This window comes from Aeromonas sp. R2-1 (assembly GCF_040908425.1).
Classification (GTDB): domain Bacteria; phylum Pseudomonadota; class Gammaproteobacteria; order Enterobacterales; family Aeromonadaceae; genus Aeromonas; species Aeromonas caviae.
Genome location: NZ_JBFODR010000017.1, coordinates 65,537 through 84,755, shown reverse-complemented (window position 1 = coordinate 84,755; position 19,219 = coordinate 65,537). Strand labels below are relative to the sequence as shown.

Genomic DNA, 19,219 nt, shown 5'->3' with positions numbered 1-19,219 from the left:
GACATTGAAAATCAAAAATTGTTTTTGATGCTCGATGCTGTGAGTGCCCACACAGATTGCTTGATTCAAATTGTTAAAGAGCGACGCAGCTTTTGCTGCTGCGGGAGTGGCATTCTACTCAACCGCCTTCTCGAGTCAAGCCTTATTTGCAAAGGCTTTTCGAGGTTACCGACATGGTTGTTTGCGTTGCCGCTTGCCCTGTCGATGGAGGCGCATTATAGAGACATAGAGCACATTGGCAAGCTCTCATCGCAATAAAATTGCAAAAAAATGCCAATTCTTAGTTATTCATATCAAAACACAGTTTTTATACAGACTTACCCACAGGGCAAACCCAGAAAGGGCTCATTCTGCACCCTATTACCTCCCGTTCCTCTCTGCCCGTCTCCTCTTCGAAGGGTTGCTGACCATATCAATCCACATATAAAGGAAGAGAATCGCAAAGTGACGCTCAGACCAGTCCTGCCTCAGCAACCCAAGCAGCGATCAGCTCGGCTGCCGCCATGGAGCGGCAACCCGATATGTTCTGCCCGGCCCAGAGTGGCGAGAAACCGCTGTCACCCGCCTTTTCGGCTGCGGCACGCAACGGAGCCAATGCGCCGCTGGCATACGGGAAGTCTGGCGGCAGCACCGAAAGGGGGCCGAGTTCCCGCATCAAGCGGTTGACTATCCCCCGCGCCGGACGGCCGCTGAACAGATTGGTCAGTGCGGTGTGTTGGCCATGCCTCCCCTGCAGAGCCGCACGGTGCAGGGACGAGGTCGTCGCCTCGTGGCAACAGAGGAACGCCGTTCCCATCTGGACTGCGCTGGCCCCCAGTGTCAAGGCAACCTTGATCCCCTTGCCGTCGACTATGCCCCCGGCGGCGATGACAGGCAGATCCACTGCCGCCACTACCTGTGGTAGAAGGGTAAAGGTGCCCTGCTGCAAGCTGAGATCCTCACTCAGGAAGTGGCCGCGATGGCCACCCGCCTCCAGCCCCTGGGCGATGACGGCATCGGCTCCGTGGTCAGCAAGCCACTGCGCTTCTGCCACCGTGGTGGCGCTGGCAAACACTTTTGCGCCTGTGGCTTTTACCTGGGCAAGCAATTCGGGCTCGGGCAAGCCGAAGTGGAAACTGACCACGGCAGGTCTGAACTCTGCAAGCAGGGCCGCATGCTCGTCATTGAAGGGGGCCCGAGAGGGGGCTCGCGACGGCGCTGCGGCATCCACCCCGAACTCGGCGTAATAGGGTAACAGTACCTGGCGCCAGCGCTGCTCCGCTGCCGGTTCCGGCTCCTGCTGCCGATGGCAAAAGAAGTTGATGTTGTATGGACCCGGCCCGCTGGCGGCGAGGCGGCTCAGCTCCTGGCGCAGCTCGGCACCACTCAGCATGGCGGCAGGCAGGGAGCCCAGTGCCCCCGCACTGGTCGCCGCCATCGCCAGGGCGCTGTTCTGCACGCCCGCCATGGGGGCCTGAATGACGGGATAGCGCATCCCCAGTTCGGCAAAGAGCGTCATATGACGGTTTCCTGTTTCTGATGGTGAGTCTGCCTGTGCGCCAGAGGCGGGTTGAGTCGGCAGAGCGCACCTGACGTGCTGACACGTCGTCTGGCGATATCGCCTGTCCAGTTCCCGGCCAGATATCCTGCCTTGGCTTTCATCCATCAGGCTCCTTGAGGTTCATTGCACATCGGGCCCGCGAAGGGCCCGAACGTGAGGTGTCAGCGCACGCTGCGCAGCAGGAAGTCCGGCTGGCCACAGGAGCGGCGCTCCCGCTTCTGCATCTCGTCGGAGCAGGGAACGGCATCCGTCCCCTGCTGGTTGATGCAGATGTAGATCTCCCGCAGGAAACGGCCTCCATCAGCGCAGGCCACCGTGATGTTATCGGGGGCCAGCCACTCGTTGGCACTCGCCAGATCGGCCTTGAGCTGGAAGCTGTTTTTGCGCAGCGGCTCTTCCGGCGATTGATAGGCGGCCGGGATCTTCACCTTCTGGCGCAGATCGCTGGCCAATTGGTGAAATGCCTCCTGGCTCAGCCCGGAACAGGTGCCGTGCTTCTCCCATTCATGGCGATAGAGGAAGCGGCTGGGGTAGAGCCCGGCAAACTGCTGCTCCATGTCCGCATCCAGCCGCTCGCGGGTGCAGCTGGCGGGGTAGCCACGCTGATACTGGGGCCAGAGCCCATGCAGCACGAACCCCAGCTTGCGGGCGCACTGCTCCCGATCCCCTGGCTTGATGGCGCAATGCTCGGGCGACCAGGAGAGTGCCATGGCGTAATAGTCAAACTCCCCCGCATAGCCTTTGCCCTGGGCGGCGGAGATCCACAACAGCGACCCCACCAGCCATACCATGACCTGCTTCATCTCTCGTTCCCCCTCATCTCTTTGCACCCGGTGGCGCCCCATTTTGCGCCCTCATGCTCCCATAACAGGAAGTCAAAGAACAATCGCTCAAAATGGCCTTACTCACTGTGGGTCAGACCAGTAAAAGGTTTCCCCTGCCGGATCAGAGGCGTAAGCTGGCTCTCCGGCGGGCCTTCATGACGCGCCACGTTTCCCCGATTTCATCAGCAACAGGACGTAACATGATCCGCAAGAATCCCTCAGGTCACCTGCCCGTTATCGACGAATCCGCCTATATCGACAAGACCGCCATCATCTGTGGCAAGGTGATCATCAAGGAGAACGTGTTTGTCGGCCCCTATGCCGTGATCCGCGCAGACGAAGTGGACGAGAGCGGTGACATGGAACCCATCGTCATCGGCGCCAACTCCAACATTCAGGATGGCGTCGTCATCCACTCCAAATCCGGCGCTGCCGTCACCATCGGCGAGTTCAGCTCCATCGCCCACCGCAGCATCGTCCACGGCCCCTGCGAAGTGGGTAACCGGGTCTTCATCGGCTTCAACAGCGTGTTGTTCAACTGCCACATCGGCGAAGGGTCAGTGGTGCGCCACAACTCCGTGGTCGATGGCTGCGATATTCCCCCCGGCTTCTATGTCCCCTCCACCACCCGCATCAACCAGCAGAGCGATCTAGCGCAGATCCCGCGCGTCACCGTGGACGCCACCGAGTTCTCCGAGGATGTGGCTCACACCAACATCGACCTGGTCAGGGGTTACAAGGCGCTCTCCAACGAGTTTTGATCCGGTGAGCGGTTCACGACACACAACGGGCGCCACGGCGCCCGTTGTCACAACTGTAAAGAGGGCGAAAAGAGGGTGTAAAGGTGGTTGAGCCGGGCGCACGCGTCGCGTTTGATGGGGGCGTTCCCATCAATGGAGTCATCATCATGTCACGCTATCCTGTCGCCCTTGCCCTGCTGCTGGGCACCACGCTCCTTCATGCCGGCGAGATGCCGCCCCCGATGGGCGCCCGCCAGGGAGGTCCCATGACACCGCCCCCCTCAGTGCTCTATCACGCCAGCAAGCAGGGTGCGGATCCCCAGGTCCTGGTCCAGGCGCTGTCCAAAAACATTGATGCCGCCAAGCCGGATACCCGCTACGAGGTCACGGTCAGCGTGCGCGAACTGCCGCCCCAGCCACTCAAACCCCAGCCCGCCGGTGCACCGCTCAAGGGGCAGTGAGATGAGTCTGCACCGCCCTTCACTCTGGCTGCTTGCCATGGCCATCGCCCTGCCCGCCATGGCGGGCCCGGGGAACATGAGCAGACCGGGCGGATGGGAGAGCCCTGCCCCGCAGTACGGCCATGGGGCTGGTCCCGGCTTCGGCCACCGCGTCGACCGGCTGCCGGGAGGGGTGGAAACCCTGCTGCTGGCCGGGCTCACCTACTATGTGCTCGACGGCATTTTCTACCGCCGGCAGGAGAACCACTATGTGGTGGTCTCCCCGCCTCCTCAGGTCCTGGTGGTGGCAGAGACAGGGCTCATCCCCCTGGATCTGGATGGCCGCCGCTATTACGTCAGGGAGGGTCACTACTACCTGCGAGAAATAGACGGGCGCTACACCGAGGTGCCGCCACCAGCGGCGCTGCGCTGAATCGCACGGAGGAACAGATACGAGCAGGGGGCCTTGGCCCCCTCTTTCATTACAGGGGTTTTACCCCACTCGGGTCTGAGCCGCGTACCTCAGGACGGGTCATGCAGGGGTAGCGTCATGGTCACTCTCAGCCCCCCCTGTGCGCGATTGCGCGCCTGGATGGTGCCCCCCTGCAGAATCACCGCCTTGCGGGCGATGGCGAGCCCGAGCCCGTAGCCCTTGCCCATGCGGGGTGAGCCGATGCGCACGAAGGGGTCGAAGATCCCCGCCAGCTTCCCCTCCTCCACCCCGGGCCCCCGATCGGCGATGGAGAGCTGCACCTCCTGGCCCAGGCGCAGCAAGCGAACACTCACCATCTGGCCCGACTGCGAGAAACGCAGGGCGTTGCGCACCACGTTCTCCACGGCGCGGCGCATCAGCTCCGCATGCCCCAGCAGGAGGCAACCCTCCCCCAGCGCCGCCTCGAGCGCTATCTCGACCCCGGATTGCTGGGCTTCGAACCTGGCATCCTGGACGACGGTCTCCACCAGCGCCAGCAGGTCGTAGTGGCTCTGCTCAAGCCCGTGGCCCTGCTCGGCACGGGAGAGGGTCAGCAGCTCCCCTATCATCCTGTCCATCCGCTCCGTCTCGAGCCGGATCCGCGCCAGGGCGTCGCTTGCCTTCTCCGGGCGCTGCTCCGCCAGACCGATGGCCATCTGGATGCGGGCCAGGGGGGATCGCAGCTCGTGGGAGACGTCGTGAAGCAGTTGCTCGCGCCCCTCAACCAGCTGCTGCAACCGCTCCACCATGAGATCGAACTCCTTCGCCACCTCCGTCAGCTCGTCCCGGCGCCAGCGCAGAGCGGGCCAGAGTCTGACCCCCAGATCCCCCCTGGCTACCCGATCGAAGCTGCGCCGCAGGGCGTTCATGGGCCGGGTCAGGTGCCAGGCGAACAGAATGCTGAACAAGAGTCCCCCCAGGCCGCCAATCCAGAGCATGGGCGGGGGAATGTTGAGCCAGGAGAGGGGGCCGGGGGCCGGCCCGCCGGGGAGGACGCGCGGGTCCGCTCTGGTCTGCAGCAGATAGGTCTGCCCGTCGCTGGCAATCACGGTGCGTGTCAGCACGCTGCCCGGGCCAGGTTCTCCGGAGGCTGGCAGCCTGGATGCCCGGGGCGCTGGCCGGGGAGGCGCATCGGAGACATCAAGGAGTGTTATCTGCAGCAACGGCGGCGACATGGCCTGGCTCAATGCCGTCGCAGCCTCGATCCCCCCCTTTGCCAGCACGGCTGCCGCCATCTCCAGATGCTGGCTCGCCAACTGCTGGGCCAGGTGCTCTTCCGGGGGGGCACGCTCGGCACGAAAACCGAGCCAGAGCAGTTGGCTGACCAGCACGATGGCCAGCCAGAACCCCAGCAGAATCTTCCAGAACAAACGTCCCTTGAGGATCACCGTATCTTGTACCCTATGCTGCGCACCGTCTCTATGGTGACGGCCTCCCCCGCCTTCTGCTGCAGTTTCTGCCTCAGGTTGCAGATGTGCACATCGACGCTGCGATCATAGGCCTCCCGCGGGCGCCCCACCCCTTGCAGGGAGAGGATGTCCTTGGTGACCACCTGCTCCGGTGCTCGCACCAGCAACACCAGCATGTTGAACTCGGTGGCGGTCAGCTCCAGCGGCTCCCCCTGCCAGAGGCAGACCCGGTTGGCCGGGGTGACCGTCAGATCCCCCAGGATGAGGGCATCCGGCGAGGGGGTTGCGCTCCCCCCCTCGTTGACCCGCCGCAGAACGGCCCGCAGCCGGGCCACCAGCTCCCTGGGGTAGCAGGGTTTGGGCACATAGTCATCGGCCCCCATCTCCAGTCCCACCACTCGATCCACGTTGTCCCCCTTGGCGGTCAGCATGATGATCGGCAGGCGGCTGCGCTGGCGCACCTGGCGCAGCACCTCGGTGCCGCTCAAGTCGGGCAGCATCACATCCAGCAGCAGGGCGCTGTAACGGCCGGAGAGGGCATGGTACACACCTTCCCCTCCGGTCAGCACCTGGGTGGTATCAAACCCTTCTCCCCCCAGGTATTCACTCAACATGGCGCCCAGTTCGGCATCGTCATCCACCAGCAGGATCTTCATATGCGGTCTCCCTTGTCGGCGGCCATTTTCGCCGCTTGCCACGCACTTGGCAGCCATTTTTACGAAACCCTTACGCTTGGCGCAAAGAGCCTTAACCCGGCTCTGGGGTAGAGTGCCGCCGTGATCGTCATTCAGGATACAGGTTGTCATGCCCACGTTCTCCCCTCGTCTCTTCTGGCTGCTGCCCCTGTGCGCCCTCGCCCTGTTGCTGGCCTGTCGCCCCCAGGCCAAGGCACCCGCCAGCGACTACATCACCGCCAGTACCGAGACCCGGGATCTGGAGCAGCTCATCATGGCGGACGGCACCCTGAAGGCGCGCAAGCAGGTGAGCGTGGGCGCCCAGGTGTCGGGCCAGATCAAGAAACTGCACGTGACTCTGGGGCAGGAGGTCAAACAGGGGGAGCTGCTGGTCGAGATAGACGATCTGCCCCAGCAGAACGCCCTCAAGGATGCCCTGGCCCAGCGCGACAACCTCCAGGCCCAGCTGGATTCCAAAGAGGCCACCCTTCGCAATGCCCGCCTGGCATACCATCGCCAGCGGCAGATCGTCGCAAGAGGTCTTGGCAGCACGGCCGACCATGACAGCGCCAAGGCGACCCTGGACGAAACCCTGGCCGATATCCGGGCCCTCAACGCCCAGCGGGTGCAGGCCGAGATCGCGGTGGACACAGCCCGGGTCAACCTGGGGTATACCCGGATCCTGGCCCCCCTCTCCGGTACCGTGGTGGCCATGCCGGTGGAGGAGGGGCAGACCCTCAACGCCAGCCAGAGCACCCCTACCCTGCTCAAGATTGCCCAGCTCGACACCATGACGGTGGAGGCCAGGATCTCCGAGGCCGACGTCATCAACGTCCGGGTCGGCATGCCGGTCTATTTCACCATTCTTGGCAACAGCCAGCGCCGCTTCGAGGGATCCCTGCGGGCCATCGAGCCCGCCCCCGACACCATCAATGACGACGACACCACCAGCAGCAGCGACAGCAGCGCCATCTATTATCACGGCCTGTTCGAGGTCCCCAACCAGGACGGTCAGCTCAGGATCAGCATGACGGCCCAGGTCTATCTGGTGGTCGCCCGGCTCAAAGATGCGTTGGCGATCCCGGCCATCGCCCTGCAGGGGGATCAGGTCAGGGTGGTCGACGACGGAGGCCGGATCAGCCTGCGCCGGGTCAAGGTCGGCCTGAACAACAAGGTGGATGCCCAGATCCTGTCGGGCCTGAGCACCGGTGAGCGGGTCATCGTCAGCGAAGTGAGCGCAGGCCAGAGCGACGCCGCCGGGGGCATGCCGCCCCCCATGGGGATGTGACCATGGGCGCCTTGTTGCAACTGAGGGGCATCCGCCGCCACTTCAAAGAGGGTGAGCGCACCGTCACCGTGCTCGATGGCATCGATCTGGCGATCGCCCGTGGAGAGATGGTGACCATCGTCGGCGCTTCGGGCTCCGGCAAATCCACCCTGATGAACCTGCTGGGCTGCCTGGATCAGCCGAGCGAGGGGGCCTATCTGGTGGCCGGGCGCGACACTGCCACCCTCAGCCGGGACGAGCTCGCCGCCCTGCGCCGGGAGCACTTCGGCTTCATTTTCCAGCGTTATCACCTGCTGGCGGATCTCGATGCCCGCACCAATGTGGAAGTGCCCGCCCTCTACGCCGGTCTGGATCCGGCCGAGCGACGCCAGCGGGCCGAGGCCCTGCTGACCCGCTTCGGCCTCGCCAGCCGGCTCGAACACAAGCCAAGCCAGCTCTCCGGCGGCCAGCAGCAGCGGGTCAGCATCGCCCGGGCCCTCATCAACGGCGGCGAGGTGATCCTGGCCGACGAGCCGACCGGGGCCCTCGACAGCCAGAGCGGCGCCGAGGTGATGGCGAGCCTTCAAGCTCTGCATCGCCAGGGCCACACCCTGGTGATCGTCACCCACGACATGGACATCGCCCGCCACGCCGAGCGGATCATCGAACTGAAAGATGGCCGGGTGATCGCCGATCGCCGCACGCGCGAGCCACAGGCCCTTCCCCAGGCGACCCAGGCCGCCACCAAGACGTCCGCCAGGGGGAAGACCCCGCTGATGGCGGGGCTCGGGAATGCCCTGCAGATGGCCCTCAAGGCCATGGTCGCCCAGCGTCTGCGCACCTTTCTCACCATGCTCGGCATCATCATAGGTATCGCCTCGGTGGTGACCGTGGTGGCCCTCGGCCAGGGCTCCCGGGAGCGGGTGCTGGAGAACATCAACGCCATGGGCACCAGCACCCTGGAGGTGTTCCCCGGCCGCGGCTTCGGGGACATGCGCTCCGCTACCATACAGACGTTGCGGATCGGGGACGCCGAGGCCATCGCCCGGCTGGACTACGTGCACAGCGTCACCCCCAGCCTCAGCACCAGCGCCACCCTGCGTCTTGGCAGTACCGCCGTCTCCGGCACCATCAACGGCGTCGGCGCCCAGTTCTTCCAGGTCAGGGGCTATCGCCTGGCCCAGGGCATGGGCTTTGATCGCCAGAGCGAGGAGAGCCTGGCCCAGGAGGTTGTGATCGACGAGCACACCCGGGACAAGCTGTTCGCCCCGACCCAGCCCCCCTTGGGCCAGGTGATCCTGCTGGGGGATCTGCCCTGCCGGGTGATCGGGGTCGCCATCAAGAACCAGAGCGGCTTTGGCAGCGACGAGACCCTCAACGTCTGGATCCCTCATACCACCGCCATGAGCCGCCTGCTGGGGCAGAGCCATCTGCGCAGCATCAGCGTGCGGGTGCGGGACGAGGTGAGCCTGGACGCCGCCCAGGACGGCATCAGCCGCCTGCTCACCCTGCGCCACGGCAGCCAGGACTTCTTCCTGCTCAACACCGACAGCATCCGCCAGACCATCAGCCAGACCAGCGCCACCCTGACCACGCTGATCGCTCTCATCGCCCTCATTTCCCTGATCGTCGGGGGCATAGGGGTGATGAACATCATGCTGGTCTCGGTCACCGAGCGCACCCGGGAGATAGGGGTGCGGATGGCGGTCGGCGCCCGGACCCGGGATATCCAGCAGCAGTTCCTCATTGAAGCCGTGCTGATCTGCCTGCTGGGGGGCGTGCTCGGCATCGTCCTCTCCCTGGTGCTGGGCCAACTGTTCGACCACTTCAGCAGTGGCGTCCGGATGAGCTACTCCCTTGCCGCCATGGGGGTGGCCTGCCTTTGCGCCAGCCTGATCGGGGTAATATTCGGCTTCGCCCCGGCCCGCCGGGCCGCCAGGCTGGATCCCATCCACGCACTGGAGCGCGAATAGCCCGCATTGACGCCGGGGGGACGCCACTCACCCCGACACCGGATCGGGGGCCGATGCCCGGCCCCGCCACCAAGCCTGAACGCCCGCACTTCTTCCCTGAATGCGCGGGTTCTTTGACCGGGTCCCGTACCCGGTCTTTTTTTGTCTCCCGCCCGCCACACCCACAAAAAAAGCCGCCCGAAGGCGGCTCTTGTCATCACGGGCCAGGCGGTTACCCCGGGCCATCAGGCGCCGATGATGCCGCCATCGTCCCGGGTGATCCGCAACACAGCGGAGCGGGGAATGGCGGTGCCGCCGTCCGGGAAATGGGAGGGAGCCCCTTCCTCCCCCGGGTGCTGCACCCCGACGAACAGGGTGCGCCAGTCAGGCGTGAAGGTGAGGCCCGTTATTTCGCAGGCCACGGGGCCGGTCAGGAAGCGGCGCACCTCGCCGCTCGCGGGATCGGCGCACAGCATCTGATTGTTGCCCATGCCGGCAAACTGCTTCTCGTTGGAGTAGTCGCCGTCGGTCTGGATCCAGAGCCGCCCCGCCTCGTCGAAGCCGATGCCGTCCGGGCTGTTGAACATGTTGTCCGGGTGGATGTTGGCACTGCCCGCCATCAGCCCCTCCTTGTGCACGCCGGGGTTGCCCGCCAGCAGGAAGAGATCCCACTCGAAGCTGTCGCTCCCGTGATCGTCCCCCATCGGGCGCCAGCGAATAATCTGGCCATAGGGGTTCTCGGCCCTGGGGTTGGCGCCATCGAGAGGTTGGTTCTCCTTGAGGCCGCGGTTCTTGTTGTTGGTCAGGGTGCAGTAGACCTCGGCTCTGTGGGGATGCACGGCCACCCACTCGGGCCTGTCCATGGTGGTGGCGCCGAGCCGGGTCGCCGCTTCCCGGGCGAAGATGAGCACCTCCCCCTGATCGGCGAAGCCGTTCTCCCGGGTCAGACCATGCTCGCCGTGCACCAGGGGCAGCCACTGGCCAGTACCCTTGAGCTCCCCCTCCCTGGCCTCGAAGCGGGCCACATAGAGGGTGCCCTCGTCCAGCAGATCCCGGTTGGCAGGGTCATTGCCCGGCGCCACCTTGTTCTTCGAGACGAAGCGGTAGATGTGCTCCCCCCGCTCGTCGTCGCCGAGGTAGACCACGGCGCGGCCATCCTGGTTGACGGTGAAGGCTGCATTCTCATGCTTGAAGCGGCCAAGGGCGGTGCGCTTCTTCGGGGTGGAGGCGGGATCGCGGGGATCGATTTCCACCACCCAGCCGAAGCGGTGCGGCTCCTGGGGATGCTTCGCGAGATCGAACCGCTCGTCGAACCTGTGCCAACCAAAGCCCGCATCCTCGGCGGCCAGACCGTAGCGGGCGGCGCGCTGGTCCAGCGCCGGCTTGCCCTCGCTACCGAAGTAGCCGTTGAAGTTCTCCTCGCAGGTGAGGTAGGTGCCCCAGGGGGTCTGGCCATTGGCGCAGTTGTTGAAGGTGCCAAGGGCGGTGCGCCCCTCGGGATCGGCCTGGGTCTTGAGCAGGGCATGGCCCGCCGCCGGGCCGCTCAATGTCATGGGGGTCGTGGCGGTGATGCGGCGGTTGAAGGCCCCCTTGGGGTTGGCCTGCCACTTGCCATCGATGCGCACCAGCTCCACCAGGGAGACCCCGTGGGCCGCCTGGGCCTTGGCGACAGCCTCTGCACTGAGGGTCTTGCCGCCATCCGCAAACAGGTATTCGTAGTTGGTGTATTCGTTGTTGACGGCGAGCAGGGCGCGATCCGGGCCCAGGGGGAAGAAGCTCATGCCGTCGTTGTTGTCGCCAAACTGGCGGGCCTGGGCCTTGGCATCATTGCCCTGGGCAAAGGCGGGGGCATCGGGGAAGAGGGCATCTCCCCAGGCGATCAGCACCTCGGCCTTGTAGCCGGGCGGCACCACTATGGTGTCGGCCACCGAGGCGGGCACGGCCTGGAAGCCAAGCAGCGGCCGGGTTGCGGCGGCCACGGCCTGGGCCACGGGGCTCGCGGCAAAGAAGGCCACCATGCTGGCGGCGCCCACCCCTTTGAGGAAGCCACGGCGGCTGAGACCCGCCTCGATGAGGCGGTTGAACGCCGGCTCCTGCTCGCGGGGGTGGTTGGCACTGTCTTTCTCGTCAAAACGGCTCATCGGCTTTTCCTTGTTATCTCGGCGCAATCATTGCGTCATCACGGCGTCCGGCCAGAGCATGGCAGCGCTTTATTAAGCGAGGATGACAAATGATGAGATAACCGGCTGGCCCGGCAAGACGCCACCGCCAACGACAAGGGGCGGTGGACACCAGTCCCACCGCCCCGAAAAACATGTCGCCGACAGAAGGGTTGAACCCTATCCGCACTTCTTCAGACTGCTATGCCCGTTTGTGCCGGATAGCACCCGCGGGCAGCGTCTAGTTGCACTTCTTCAGGCTGATATGCCGTTTATACCGGATTGCACCCGCTGGCAGCGTCTAGTTGCACTTCTTCAGGCTGCTATGCCCGTTTGTACCGGATAGCACCCGCTGGCAACGTCTAGTTGCACTTCTTCAGGCTGATATGCCAGTTGGCGCCGGATTGCACCTGATGTTTGGCGGCGAAGCTGTCCATGTTCAGGGCCACCGACACCTGCAACAGGCTGTTGAGGTAGACCAGGGGCTGGCCCTCCGGCACATCGCCAAAGCTGCTGACGTAGGGGGCCTTGCCCTCGTATTTCAGCGCATCCCCTTCGCTGATCCTGATGCAGGCGTTGTCGCCTTTGTGGATACCCGCCTTGGTCAGCAGGCTGTCGTCGATATTGGTCCAGACGTTGCCGTACTGCACGTCCAGGATCGGAATGGTGCCCTTGAGGGTACCGTCTTGCTCGGCCACCGCAGGCTGATAGGGGATGGTCACCACCTCGGCGGGCAGCAGAGGCCCCACCTGCTCGAAGCTGATGGCACCGGAGGCAAGGCGCGCGCCGGTGTAGGCGTAGACGTCGCGGCCGTGGAAGGTATAGGACTTCTCGGAGCCCTTGAGGCGGTTGGTCTTCTCGTCTATCTGGCGCACCGCCTCGATGCCGAAGTGCTCCGCCACCAGGGTCAGGGTGCCGTTGTCAGGGCTGACGATGTAGTGGCCGCTCCTGGTCTTGAGTACCACCGACTTGCGTTCGGTGCCGACACCGGGGTCCACCACGCTGACGAAGACGGTGCCCGCGGGCCAGTATTGCAGGGTCTGATAGAGGCGGTAGGAGGCTTCCCAGATGTTGTAGGCCGGGATCTCGTGGGTCAGGTCATGGAGCGGCAGGGTGCGGTCCACCCCGAAGGCGACCCCCTTCATGGCCGAGACGGCGCCATCCTTGAGACCGAAGTCGGTCTGGAACACCAGAGCCTCGTTGGCAAGGGCACTCGCCCCCACCAGAGAGAGGGCGAGCACGAGGGCGCGGGGGACGATACGAATATCCATGTCAGGGCTCCTTCAAAGACGTTTGGACGTCCAGATTGCCATTCATGGAAATCTTTGCAACCCCTGATGCCCGAATGGGGGGCGAAATGACTCGCCAATCCGCCCCGTGCGGGTGTATCCATGGGGCATCCAACGCCGGGAGCACATCAGATGACCAGAGAGCATCACGACACCATTTTGCTGAGCCTGGGCAATACCCGAAGCCAGGTCGCGCTCACCGCGGCCGATGGCACCAGCCAGACATTTGCATTGACACTGGGGCTCGATGCCCTGACCCCGGGACCCTTTCGCCGGGATCCGCCGACGCCCCTGGAACTTGAGCAAGCCATCATGGTGGTGGAGGATGTACTGATGCCCCTCGCGGCACGGATCCCGCCCCACCCCGTGCTGCACCTGCAAAGCCCGGAGCCCCTGACCGAGGTGCTCGGCAACCGGGTACAGAGCCGGGAAAACATTGAGCGGTTGTTCGGCCAGCTTGCCGCCATGGTGGAGGGGGATCCCCTGGCATCGGCCCAGTTGCCGAGGGAGAGGCGCATCGCCGCCGCCCTGCTGATCCTGCGGGAGTGGATGCACCACCTGGATGCCGGGAGCGTCGTCCTGGTCGATGGGTGATGCCCTGTCACACAGCGGGTTCGAAGCGCCGCCGAGACACCGCCCAGGCCAACCAGAGGCTTGTCAGGGTGCTGCCGACGAAGAGCAGATCCAGCGCGACGCCAAGACCGGCCCCGTCGCTCACCCAGCCCAGCAACACGGGTACCCAGTTCGCCACATAGGCGATCACATAGAAGAGGGAGAGCAGCCGCGCGTGGCTGGCCGGGGGCGCGATGCGATTGATCAGGGTCGCACTGCCCACGAACACGGCCCCCTGGGCATAGCCCGCCACCAGCAGCCCGAGTCCCGCCAGCCAGCTGGGCAGGCCGTGAACGGCCCCGGCAAAGAGCAGCACGCACAGCGCCAGGGCCAGCACGCCGCTTTGCAGGGTATGGCGGGCATCGAGGCGACGAGCCCAGAGCTGGCAAAGCCCAGAGAAGACCAGATAGGCCGCGACAAAATAGCCGAACAGCCCCAGATCCGTCATGCCCAGCATCTCGCTCACCACCTTGGGACCCATGGCCAGCAAGCTGGCCGCCACCGCCCAGGCGGTGAAGAGCGCCAGGGCGCAGAGGAAGAACCCGGCCCCCGTGGCCCTGAGCCCCTCCCCCAGGGATCCGCCACCCTGCCTGCTCGGGGCGGCCTCCGTCGCCCTCGCCCCTTTGGGCCAGCTCAACACCAGCCCCCCGATGGCGCAGGCCGCCACCCCCAGGATCAGCAGAAACGGCAGCGTGGTCGGGTAGAGATCCTGCTGCAGCGCCAGCCCGCTGAACACGGGGCCGAGGGCCAGCCCGGCGGTGAACGACAATGTGGCGCTAAGCGCCGCCCGCTTGCCCCCATCCCTGGGGCCAAAACGCAGCAGCGCCACATTGGCGGCACCGGTCAGGCTGCCCGTGCCAATCCCGGCCAGCAGCCTCGCCAGCAAAAGGGTCCAGAAGCTGTCGGCCAGGGAGAAGAGCAGGGCCCCGCCCCCGACCGCCACCAGGGCAGGCAGGATCAGGGTGCGCAGATCCGCCACGCGTCCCGCCAGGTTGCCCACCCCGAACAAGGCGATGAGCACGCCCCCCGCATAGCCGCCATAGATGAGGCTGAGGCCGAGATCGCTTAGAGCCAGCGCCGCCTGGTAATGGGGATAGAGCGGGGTAGGCACGCTGCTGTTGAGCAGGGCCGACATCAGGGCGAGGGAGAGAAACCAGCGCAGACGAGGATGGACAACCTGACCTGGCTCGCAAGCCGGGACGCTTGAGACAGACATGGACACTCCAGTGGCAGACGAATGAAACCGCAATCGGGAGCGACATCATAGCGATCCCGCCCACCCCGGACTGCGGCAGTTCTGCATCACGCCGACTCAATCCTGCATCACGTCTGGGTGGCGCGCGCCCTTGGCCGGGGCGCGCCGGACCCGGTCTATCCCCTTGTGCTGCCATCCCCGCTGGCATCTAATATTGCGGCGCCAATCGGGCGTTCTGCTTGAGTGAGGAGCAAGCATGATCAATTGGGACGATGCCCGCTTCTTCCTGGCCCTGGCACGGCGAGGCAGCCTGCGGCAGGCCGGACTCGAGCTCGGGGTGGATCAGGCCACCGTCGGGCGGCGGATCACCCTGCTCGAGCAGCAGCTGGGGGCCAAGCTGTTTATCCGCACCCCCAGACACTATCGCCCCAGCCCCCTGGGGGAAGCGCTGCTGCCCCAGGCCGAGGCCATGGCACAGGCGGCCCTGGCCATGATGCGCACCGCAAGCCTGGGGGAGCTGGAAGGGGAGCTTTGCATCGCCACCACGGATACCCTGGCCCAGGGCTTCGTGCTGCCCGCGTTCACCCTGCTGCGCCAACGCCACCCCGGCATCCGCCTCAAGTTGCTGACCGCCGTCAGCGTGAGCGACATCCCCAATCAGGAGGCGGATCTCGCCATTCGCAGCGTGCGCCCCGAGCAGGGAGATCTCGTGGTCAAACGGCTCGCCACCATCAAGATGGGGCTCTACGCCTCTCCCGACTACCTGGCCAGGCGGGGCACGCCCCGCTCGGGTCAGGCACTGCAAGAGCACGACCTGCTGCTCTTTCCCAGAGAGCTGGTGGCCCGTCACTGGCGGAGTCTGTGCGGCGAACCGCTCCACGAACCCAACGTGGTCCTGCAGAGCAATGCCCAGCTGGTGCTGATGGCGGCCGCCCGGCAGGGGCTCGGCATCGCCCTGCTCTCCACCTTCCTCGCCGAGGAGGATCCTGCCCTAGTGCGCCTGCTGCCCGGCCAGCACGACCCCATCGACATCTGGATGGTGCTGCACCCGGATGTGCAGAAGACGGGCCGCATGCGCGCCCTGGTGGCAGCCCTGGAGGAGGTGTTCCAGCCCCTGCAACAGACCCGGTCACCCGCCACCCCCTGTCAAACGCACAGGGATTGAGCGGGTATGCCCCCCATACGGGGCACTTTCTTCGCAACGAACCATGTTAGAGTCCGCCGCTGTTTTTTCCTTTGATAACGGGGCCTTACATGAAGAAGTTTGTTGTTTCATCCAGTGTCATCCTGATGGCGGGCTTGCTGACAGCCTGTGCGAGCGAGTCGTCGCGCACCCTGGAGGTACCCAAGGTTGCCTCCTATCAGAGCCACTATCAGGGCGCACGCAGCCCCATCGCCGTCGGCAAGTTCGACAACCGTTCCAGCTACATGCGTGGCATCTTCTCCGACGGCGTGGACCGGCTGGGCAACCAGGCGAAAACCGTGCTGATCACCCACCTGCAGCAGACCGGCCGCTTCAGCGTGCTGGATCGCGACAACATGACGGAGATCCAGGCCGAAGCCGGGATCAAGCAACAGGCCCAGCAACTCAAGGGCGCCGACTACGTGGTCACCGGCGACGTCACCGAGTTTGGCCGCAAGGAAGTCGGCGATCATCAGCTGTTTGGCATCCTGGGTCGCGGCAAATCACAGATCGCCTATGCCAAGGTCAACCTGAACATCGTCAACGTCACCACCTCGGAAGTGGTCTTCTCTTCCCAGGGTGCCGGGGAGTACGAACTCTCCAACCGCGAGATCGTCGGCTTCGGCGGCACCGCCAGCTACGACTCCACCCTGAACGGCAAGGTGCTGGATCTCGCCATCCGCGAGGCCGTCAACAATCTGGTGAACGGCATCGAGACCGGTGCCTGGCGCCCGGCCCAATGAGGAGAGACGAGATGACGCTGTTCCGTCCTTCCCTGCTGCTGGTCAGCGGCCTGCTGCTGAGCGCCTGCGCCCAGGGGCCGCAGACGCTCTACAACTGGGATCAATATCAGGGAGTGGTTTACCAGCACATGCAGGGTGACGACACCGGGGTCGAAGCGCAGATCGATGCGCTGGAGAAAAACCAGCAAGAAGCGAGCGCCAAGGGGCAGGCTGTGCCACCGGGCTTTCACGCACACCTCGGCATGCTGTACGCCCAGCTCGGCAAGGATGCCCAGACTCGCGAGCAGTTCGAAACCGAGAAGCGCCTCTTCCCCGAATCGGCCCCCTTCATGAACTTCCTGATGTCCAGCAAGAAGGGAGAGAGCCAATGACCCTGCGCACCCTCCTTGCCCTCACGCTGGGCGCCCTCCTCATGGGCGGCTGTGCACAGGGCCCCGGCTACGACTACAGCAACTTCAAGGAGAGCAGACCAACCTCCATTCTGGTGCTGCCGCCGGTGAATCACTCGCCGGACATCAAGGCGGGCCCCAGCCTGCAATCCCAGATCACCTATCCGCTCGCCGAGTCCGGCTATTACGTGCTGCCGGTGGCGGTCACCAACGAGACGTTCCGGCAGAACGGCGTGACCGAGCCCGCCGACATCCAGGCGCTGCCCATCAAGAAGCTCCACGAGATCTACGGTGCCGATACCGCCCTCTACCTCGACATCAAGGAGTACGGCACCAGCTATCTGGTCATCTCCAGCGAGACAGTGGTCACCGCCAGTGCTCGCCTGGTGGATCTGCGCACCGGCAAGCTGCTGTGGGAAGGCAGTGCCAGCGCCAGCAGTGCCGAGCAGCAGGGCAATTCGGGGGGCGGCCTCATCGGCATGCTGGTGGTGGCGGTGGTCAATCAGATTGCCAACACCCTGACCGACAAGGGCCATGAAATCGCCGGCATCACCAGCGTCAGGCTGCTCAGTGCCGACATGCCCAACGGCATCCTCCCTGGCCCCCGCTCGCCGAAATACCAGGCTCGCTAAGGCGCGTCGTCTCACTCCACACAAGAGGGCGCCATGCCCTCTTGTTTCAGCCCCCCCCTTTTCCCCGCCCACCATCGAATGCGATCTTATCGTCTATCTTTTTGATATTGCTGACTAATTTTTGTGCACACCCCATGGCACCCCACCAACTTCATCTGGTGATGCCCGGCAAAATCAGTTACAAAAAAGGCCTCTGTCACCACGGAAGCGTTCACGCCATGGCCGCCTCACTGCTGCGTTTCCTCCCCCGTCGATGGCTCACCCGGCTTGGCTGGCTCTGCCTGGCCCTGATGGGGCTCGGATTGGTGTGCAACTACACCTACTTCGTCATCAGGCACGACATGGCGCTCATCACCGCCAAGCAGCCCAACCTGTTCGAGGTGTTCTATCAGCGGGCTCGCATCCTGGCGCCAGAGAAACTGGCCGCCTTCATCGACAACAGCAGCATCAAGATGCCCATCTTCAGCGAGAACGGGGATGCGACGGCCTATGCCTATGGCTATGATCTCCCCACCCTGAAGCGCCTGGCGGTCATTCCCGTGTTGCCCCCGGCCAACCAGATGCTCCTCGCCTACCAGTACGTCATCTCCAACCCCGAGGTCCTCAACCTCTACGCCTTCTATGATGATCGCCGCATGCTTGGCATGGTCGCCAGCAAGGGGATGCTGCCGAGCCAGTTGTTGCCCATCAACACCGACCTCAGCGACATCGAGCCCTGGACCCACTATTTCGGCTGCGCCTTTTTCGCGGCCACCCATGTCCCCTGCAGCACGGATGAAGCCTGGGTATCCGAGATCTACACCGACACCTTCACCGGACTGAATACCATCACCCTCTACTTCCCCTTCGTCTATTACGAGCCCGCCATCAAGGACTACCGCTATGGACTCAAGGGCATCGACATCGCCGTCGACCGGGCGTTCAAGGAGGTGCTACACCCCTTCGAGAGCCTCAATCCGACCCGGACCGTCCTCTCCTTCGAAGAGGTCGAGCCCTGCCGTCCGTTCCACCTCTGCCTGAGTACGCCGCTGATGCGCACCAAGGCGGGTAGCGACCTCTACCTCAAGTGGTCATACAGTTACGGCGATTTCATCCGGTCCGTGCTCTACGGGGCGGCCTTCAAGCTCTATCTCATCATCCTGCTGCTGATCATGCTGACGGGGCGCAGCCTGGTTACCCGCCTGCGCACCCTGGCCCAGACCGACCACCTGACCCGACTGCCGCGCCGTGACATCCTGAACGAGGCGCTGCTGCAGGAGCACGACTACCTGATGATCCTCGACATCGACAACTTCAAGTCCGTCAACGACACCCATGGTCACGGGGTGGGTGACCTGGCGCTCGTCGCCTTCGCCGCTCACCTCAAGGCCAATATCCGCAAGAGCGATGTCGCCATTCGCTGGGGCGGGGAAGAGTTCATCGTGCTGTTCAAGGGGATGAACGATGACAACATGGTGCATCACTCCGCCGCCCGCCTGCTGGAGCGGCCATTGCGCATCCCCGAGCTGCCCGCCCCCATCACCTTCTCCGCCGGAGTGACCCGCATTCGCGATTACCTGACGGTGGCCGAGGCGGTGCAACTGGCCGACGACCTGCTCTATCACGTCAAGCAGCACGGCAAGCGCAATATCGCCTATTACCAGGGGCAGGAGATCAGGCTGATCCGGGAGCGGGAAGAGGAGTGAGCCGGCAGGGGTTG

The 19,219-nt window shown here is 64.5% G+C and carries 19 protein-coding genes; 12 read left to right on the top strand and 7 right to left on the bottom strand.

Features of this window, described 5'->3' with window-relative positions:
* Nucleotides 1–258 (top strand): hypothetical protein (locus AB5Y80_RS04395; RefSeq protein WP_368172563.1); only part of this gene is annotated, 258 nt, incomplete at its 5' end.
* Between the two features lie 193 nt (nucleotides 259–451).
* On the opposite strand, the gene AB5Y80_RS04390 is transcribed toward AB5Y80_RS04395, so the two are convergent.
* A complete protein-coding gene (locus tag AB5Y80_RS04390; protein ID WP_368172562.1) occupies nucleotides 452–1,498 on the bottom strand; it encodes an NAD(P)H-dependent flavin oxidoreductase in 1,047 nt (348 codons plus the stop codon).
* Between the two features lie 203 nt (nucleotides 1,499–1,701).
* Nucleotides 1,702–2,343, bottom strand: coding sequence for a ribonuclease (locus AB5Y80_RS04385; RefSeq protein ID WP_103260771.1), 642 nt, complete (start codon nucleotides 2,341–2,343; stop codon nucleotides 1,702–1,704).
* A gap of 221 nt (nucleotides 2,344–2,564) precedes the next feature.
* Here AB5Y80_RS04385 and AB5Y80_RS04380 point away from each other — a divergent pair, with 221 nt between their 5' ends.
* The 3 genes from AB5Y80_RS04380 (at nucleotide 2,565) to AB5Y80_RS04370 (ending at nucleotide 3,977) form a co-directional block, all read left to right on the top strand.
* Nucleotides 2,565–3,125, top strand: a complete 561-nt coding sequence (locus tag AB5Y80_RS04380; protein ID WP_010672952.1) for a carbonate dehydratase — start codon at nucleotides 2,565–2,567, stop codon at nucleotides 3,123–3,125.
* Between the two features lie 146 nt (nucleotides 3,126–3,271).
* Nucleotides 3,272–3,565 (top strand): hypothetical protein, encoded by a 294-nt coding sequence (locus AB5Y80_RS04375; protein WP_041214573.1) that lies wholly within the window; start codon nucleotides 3,272–3,274, stop codon nucleotides 3,563–3,565.
* A gap of 1 nt (nucleotide 3,566) precedes the next feature.
* Entirely contained in the window at nucleotides 3,567–3,977 is a 411-nt protein-coding gene (locus tag AB5Y80_RS04370) for a DUF6515 family protein (RefSeq protein ID WP_043155330.1), read from the top strand.
* Nucleotides 3,978–4,066: 89 nt separating this feature from the next.
* Here the strand turns inward: AB5Y80_RS04370 and AB5Y80_RS04365 are convergent, their stop codons facing one another.
* Nucleotides 4,067–5,386 (bottom strand): ATP-binding protein, encoded by a 1,320-nt coding sequence (locus AB5Y80_RS04365; RefSeq protein WP_368172561.1) that lies wholly within the window; start codon nucleotides 5,384–5,386, stop codon nucleotides 4,067–4,069.
* A 14-nt stretch (nucleotides 5,387–5,400) separates the two neighbouring features.
* Nucleotides 5,401–6,081, bottom strand: coding sequence for a response regulator transcription factor (locus tag AB5Y80_RS04360; protein WP_323919872.1), 681 nt, complete (start codon nucleotides 6,079–6,081; stop codon nucleotides 5,401–5,403).
* A 148-nt stretch (nucleotides 6,082–6,229) separates the two neighbouring features.
* Between AB5Y80_RS04360 and AB5Y80_RS04355 the strand changes: the two genes are divergently transcribed.
* Together AB5Y80_RS04355 and AB5Y80_RS04350 are read left to right on the top strand one after the other, a co-directional pair.
* Entirely contained in the window at nucleotides 6,230–7,387 is a 1,158-nt protein-coding gene (locus tag AB5Y80_RS04355; protein ID WP_368172560.1) for an efflux RND transporter periplasmic adaptor subunit, read from the top strand.
* Between the two features lie 2 nt (nucleotides 7,388–7,389).
* The gene (locus AB5Y80_RS04350) at nucleotides 7,390–9,339 is read left to right on the top strand and encodes a MacB family efflux pump subunit (RefSeq protein ID WP_368172559.1); all 1,950 of its coding nucleotides are present in this window, start codon (nucleotides 7,390–7,392) and stop codon (nucleotides 9,337–9,339) included.
* 224 nt (nucleotides 9,340–9,563) lie between these two features.
* Here AB5Y80_RS04350 and AB5Y80_RS04345 read toward each other — a convergent pair whose 3' ends face one another.
* Both AB5Y80_RS04345 and AB5Y80_RS04340 read right to left on the bottom strand, forming a co-directional pair.
* Entirely contained in the window at nucleotides 9,564–11,459 is a 1,896-nt protein-coding gene (locus tag AB5Y80_RS04345) for a PhoX family phosphatase (RefSeq protein ID WP_368172558.1), read from the bottom strand.
* A gap of 380 nt (nucleotides 11,460–11,839) precedes the next feature.
* Entirely contained in the window at nucleotides 11,840–12,748 is a 909-nt protein-coding gene (locus AB5Y80_RS04340) for an S-adenosyl-l-methionine hydroxide adenosyltransferase family protein (RefSeq protein WP_042015034.1), read from the bottom strand.
* Nucleotides 12,749–12,898: 150 nt separating this feature from the next.
* On the opposite strand from AB5Y80_RS04340, the gene AB5Y80_RS04335 reads away from it, so the two are divergent.
* Nucleotides 12,899–13,360 (top strand): hypothetical protein, encoded by a 462-nt coding sequence (locus AB5Y80_RS04335; protein WP_103260778.1) that lies wholly within the window; start codon nucleotides 12,899–12,901, stop codon nucleotides 13,358–13,360.
* A gap of 7 nt (nucleotides 13,361–13,367) precedes the next feature.
* Here AB5Y80_RS04335 and AB5Y80_RS04330 read toward each other — a convergent pair whose 3' ends face one another.
* A complete protein-coding gene (locus AB5Y80_RS04330) occupies nucleotides 13,368–14,594 on the bottom strand; it encodes a sugar MFS transporter (protein ID WP_368172557.1) in 1,227 nt (408 codons plus the stop codon).
* A gap of 235 nt (nucleotides 14,595–14,829) precedes the next feature.
* On the opposite strand from AB5Y80_RS04330, the gene AB5Y80_RS04325 reads away from it, so the two are divergent.
* The 5 genes from AB5Y80_RS04325 (at nucleotide 14,830) to AB5Y80_RS04305 (ending at nucleotide 19,205) form a co-directional block, all read left to right on the top strand.
* The gene (locus AB5Y80_RS04325) at nucleotides 14,830–15,738 is read left to right on the top strand and encodes a LysR family transcriptional regulator (protein ID WP_368172556.1); all 909 of its coding nucleotides are present in this window, start codon (nucleotides 14,830–14,832) and stop codon (nucleotides 15,736–15,738) included.
* Between the two features lie 89 nt (nucleotides 15,739–15,827).
* Nucleotides 15,828–16,499: a CsgG/HfaB family protein gene (locus tag AB5Y80_RS04320; protein ID WP_368172555.1), complete on the top strand. Its 672-nt coding sequence runs from the start codon at nucleotides 15,828–15,830 to the stop codon at nucleotides 16,497–16,499.
* Between the two features lie 11 nt (nucleotides 16,500–16,510).
* Nucleotides 16,511–16,870, top strand: coding sequence for a DUF4810 domain-containing protein (locus AB5Y80_RS04315; RefSeq protein ID WP_201927356.1), 360 nt, complete (start codon nucleotides 16,511–16,513; stop codon nucleotides 16,868–16,870).
* Nucleotides 16,867–17,520: a DUF799 domain-containing protein gene (locus tag AB5Y80_RS04310; RefSeq protein ID WP_052814863.1), complete on the top strand. Its 654-nt coding sequence runs from the start codon at nucleotides 16,867–16,869 to the stop codon at nucleotides 17,518–17,520. Before AB5Y80_RS04315 ends, AB5Y80_RS04310 begins: the two co-directional genes overlap by 4 nt.
* Nucleotides 17,521–17,738: 218 nt before the next feature.
* Nucleotides 17,739–19,205 carry a GGDEF domain-containing protein gene (locus tag AB5Y80_RS04305; protein WP_368172554.1) on the top strand — a complete coding sequence of 489 codons (1,467 nt, stop codon included), beginning with the start codon at nucleotides 17,739–17,741 and terminating at the stop codon, nucleotides 19,203–19,205.
* Nucleotides 19,206–19,219 lie beyond the last annotated feature (14 nt).

Coding starts and splice junctions, on each gene's coding strand:
- AB5Y80_RS04390 (WP_368172562.1), bottom strand. CDS start 1,498: ATGACGCTCTTTGCCGAACTGGGGATGCGCTATCCCGTCATTCAGGCC.
- AB5Y80_RS04385 (WP_103260771.1), bottom strand. CDS start 2,343: ATGAAGCAGGTCATGGTATGGCTGGTGGGGTCGCTGTTGTGGATCTCC.
- AB5Y80_RS04380 (WP_010672952.1), top strand. CDS start 2,565: ATGATCCGCAAGAATCCCTCAGGTCACCTGCCCGTTATCGACGAATCC.
- AB5Y80_RS04375 (WP_041214573.1), top strand. CDS start 3,272: ATGTCACGCTATCCTGTCGCCCTTGCCCTGCTGCTGGGCACCACGCTC.
- AB5Y80_RS04370 (WP_043155330.1), top strand. CDS start 3,567: ATGAGTCTGCACCGCCCTTCACTCTGGCTGCTTGCCATGGCCATCGCC.
- AB5Y80_RS04360 (WP_323919872.1), bottom strand. CDS start 6,081: ATGAAGATCCTGCTGGTGGATGACGATGCCGAACTGGGCGCCATGTTG.
- AB5Y80_RS04355 (WP_368172560.1), top strand. CDS start 6,230: ATGCCCACGTTCTCCCCTCGTCTCTTCTGGCTGCTGCCCCTGTGCGCC.
- AB5Y80_RS04350 (WP_368172559.1), top strand. CDS start 7,390: ATGGGCGCCTTGTTGCAACTGAGGGGCATCCGCCGCCACTTCAAAGAG.
- AB5Y80_RS04345 (WP_368172558.1), bottom strand. CDS start 11,459: ATGAGCCGTTTTGACGAGAAAGACAGTGCCAACCACCCCCGCGAGCAG.
- AB5Y80_RS04340 (WP_042015034.1), bottom strand. CDS start 12,748: ATGGATATTCGTATCGTCCCCCGCGCCCTCGTGCTCGCCCTCTCTCTG.
- AB5Y80_RS04335 (WP_103260778.1), top strand. CDS start 12,899: ATGACCAGAGAGCATCACGACACCATTTTGCTGAGCCTGGGCAATACC.
- AB5Y80_RS04330 (WP_368172557.1), bottom strand. CDS start 14,594: ATGTCTGTCTCAAGCGTCCCGGCTTGCGAGCCAGGTCAGGTTGTCCAT.
- AB5Y80_RS04325 (WP_368172556.1), top strand. CDS start 14,830: ATGATCAATTGGGACGATGCCCGCTTCTTCCTGGCCCTGGCACGGCGA.
- AB5Y80_RS04320 (WP_368172555.1), top strand. CDS start 15,828: ATGAAGAAGTTTGTTGTTTCATCCAGTGTCATCCTGATGGCGGGCTTG.
- AB5Y80_RS04315 (WP_201927356.1), top strand. CDS start 16,511: ATGACGCTGTTCCGTCCTTCCCTGCTGCTGGTCAGCGGCCTGCTGCTG.
- AB5Y80_RS04310 (WP_052814863.1), top strand. CDS start 16,867: ATGACCCTGCGCACCCTCCTTGCCCTCACGCTGGGCGCCCTCCTCATG.
- AB5Y80_RS04305 (WP_368172554.1), top strand. CDS start 17,739: ATGGCCGCCTCACTGCTGCGTTTCCTCCCCCGTCGATGGCTCACCCGG.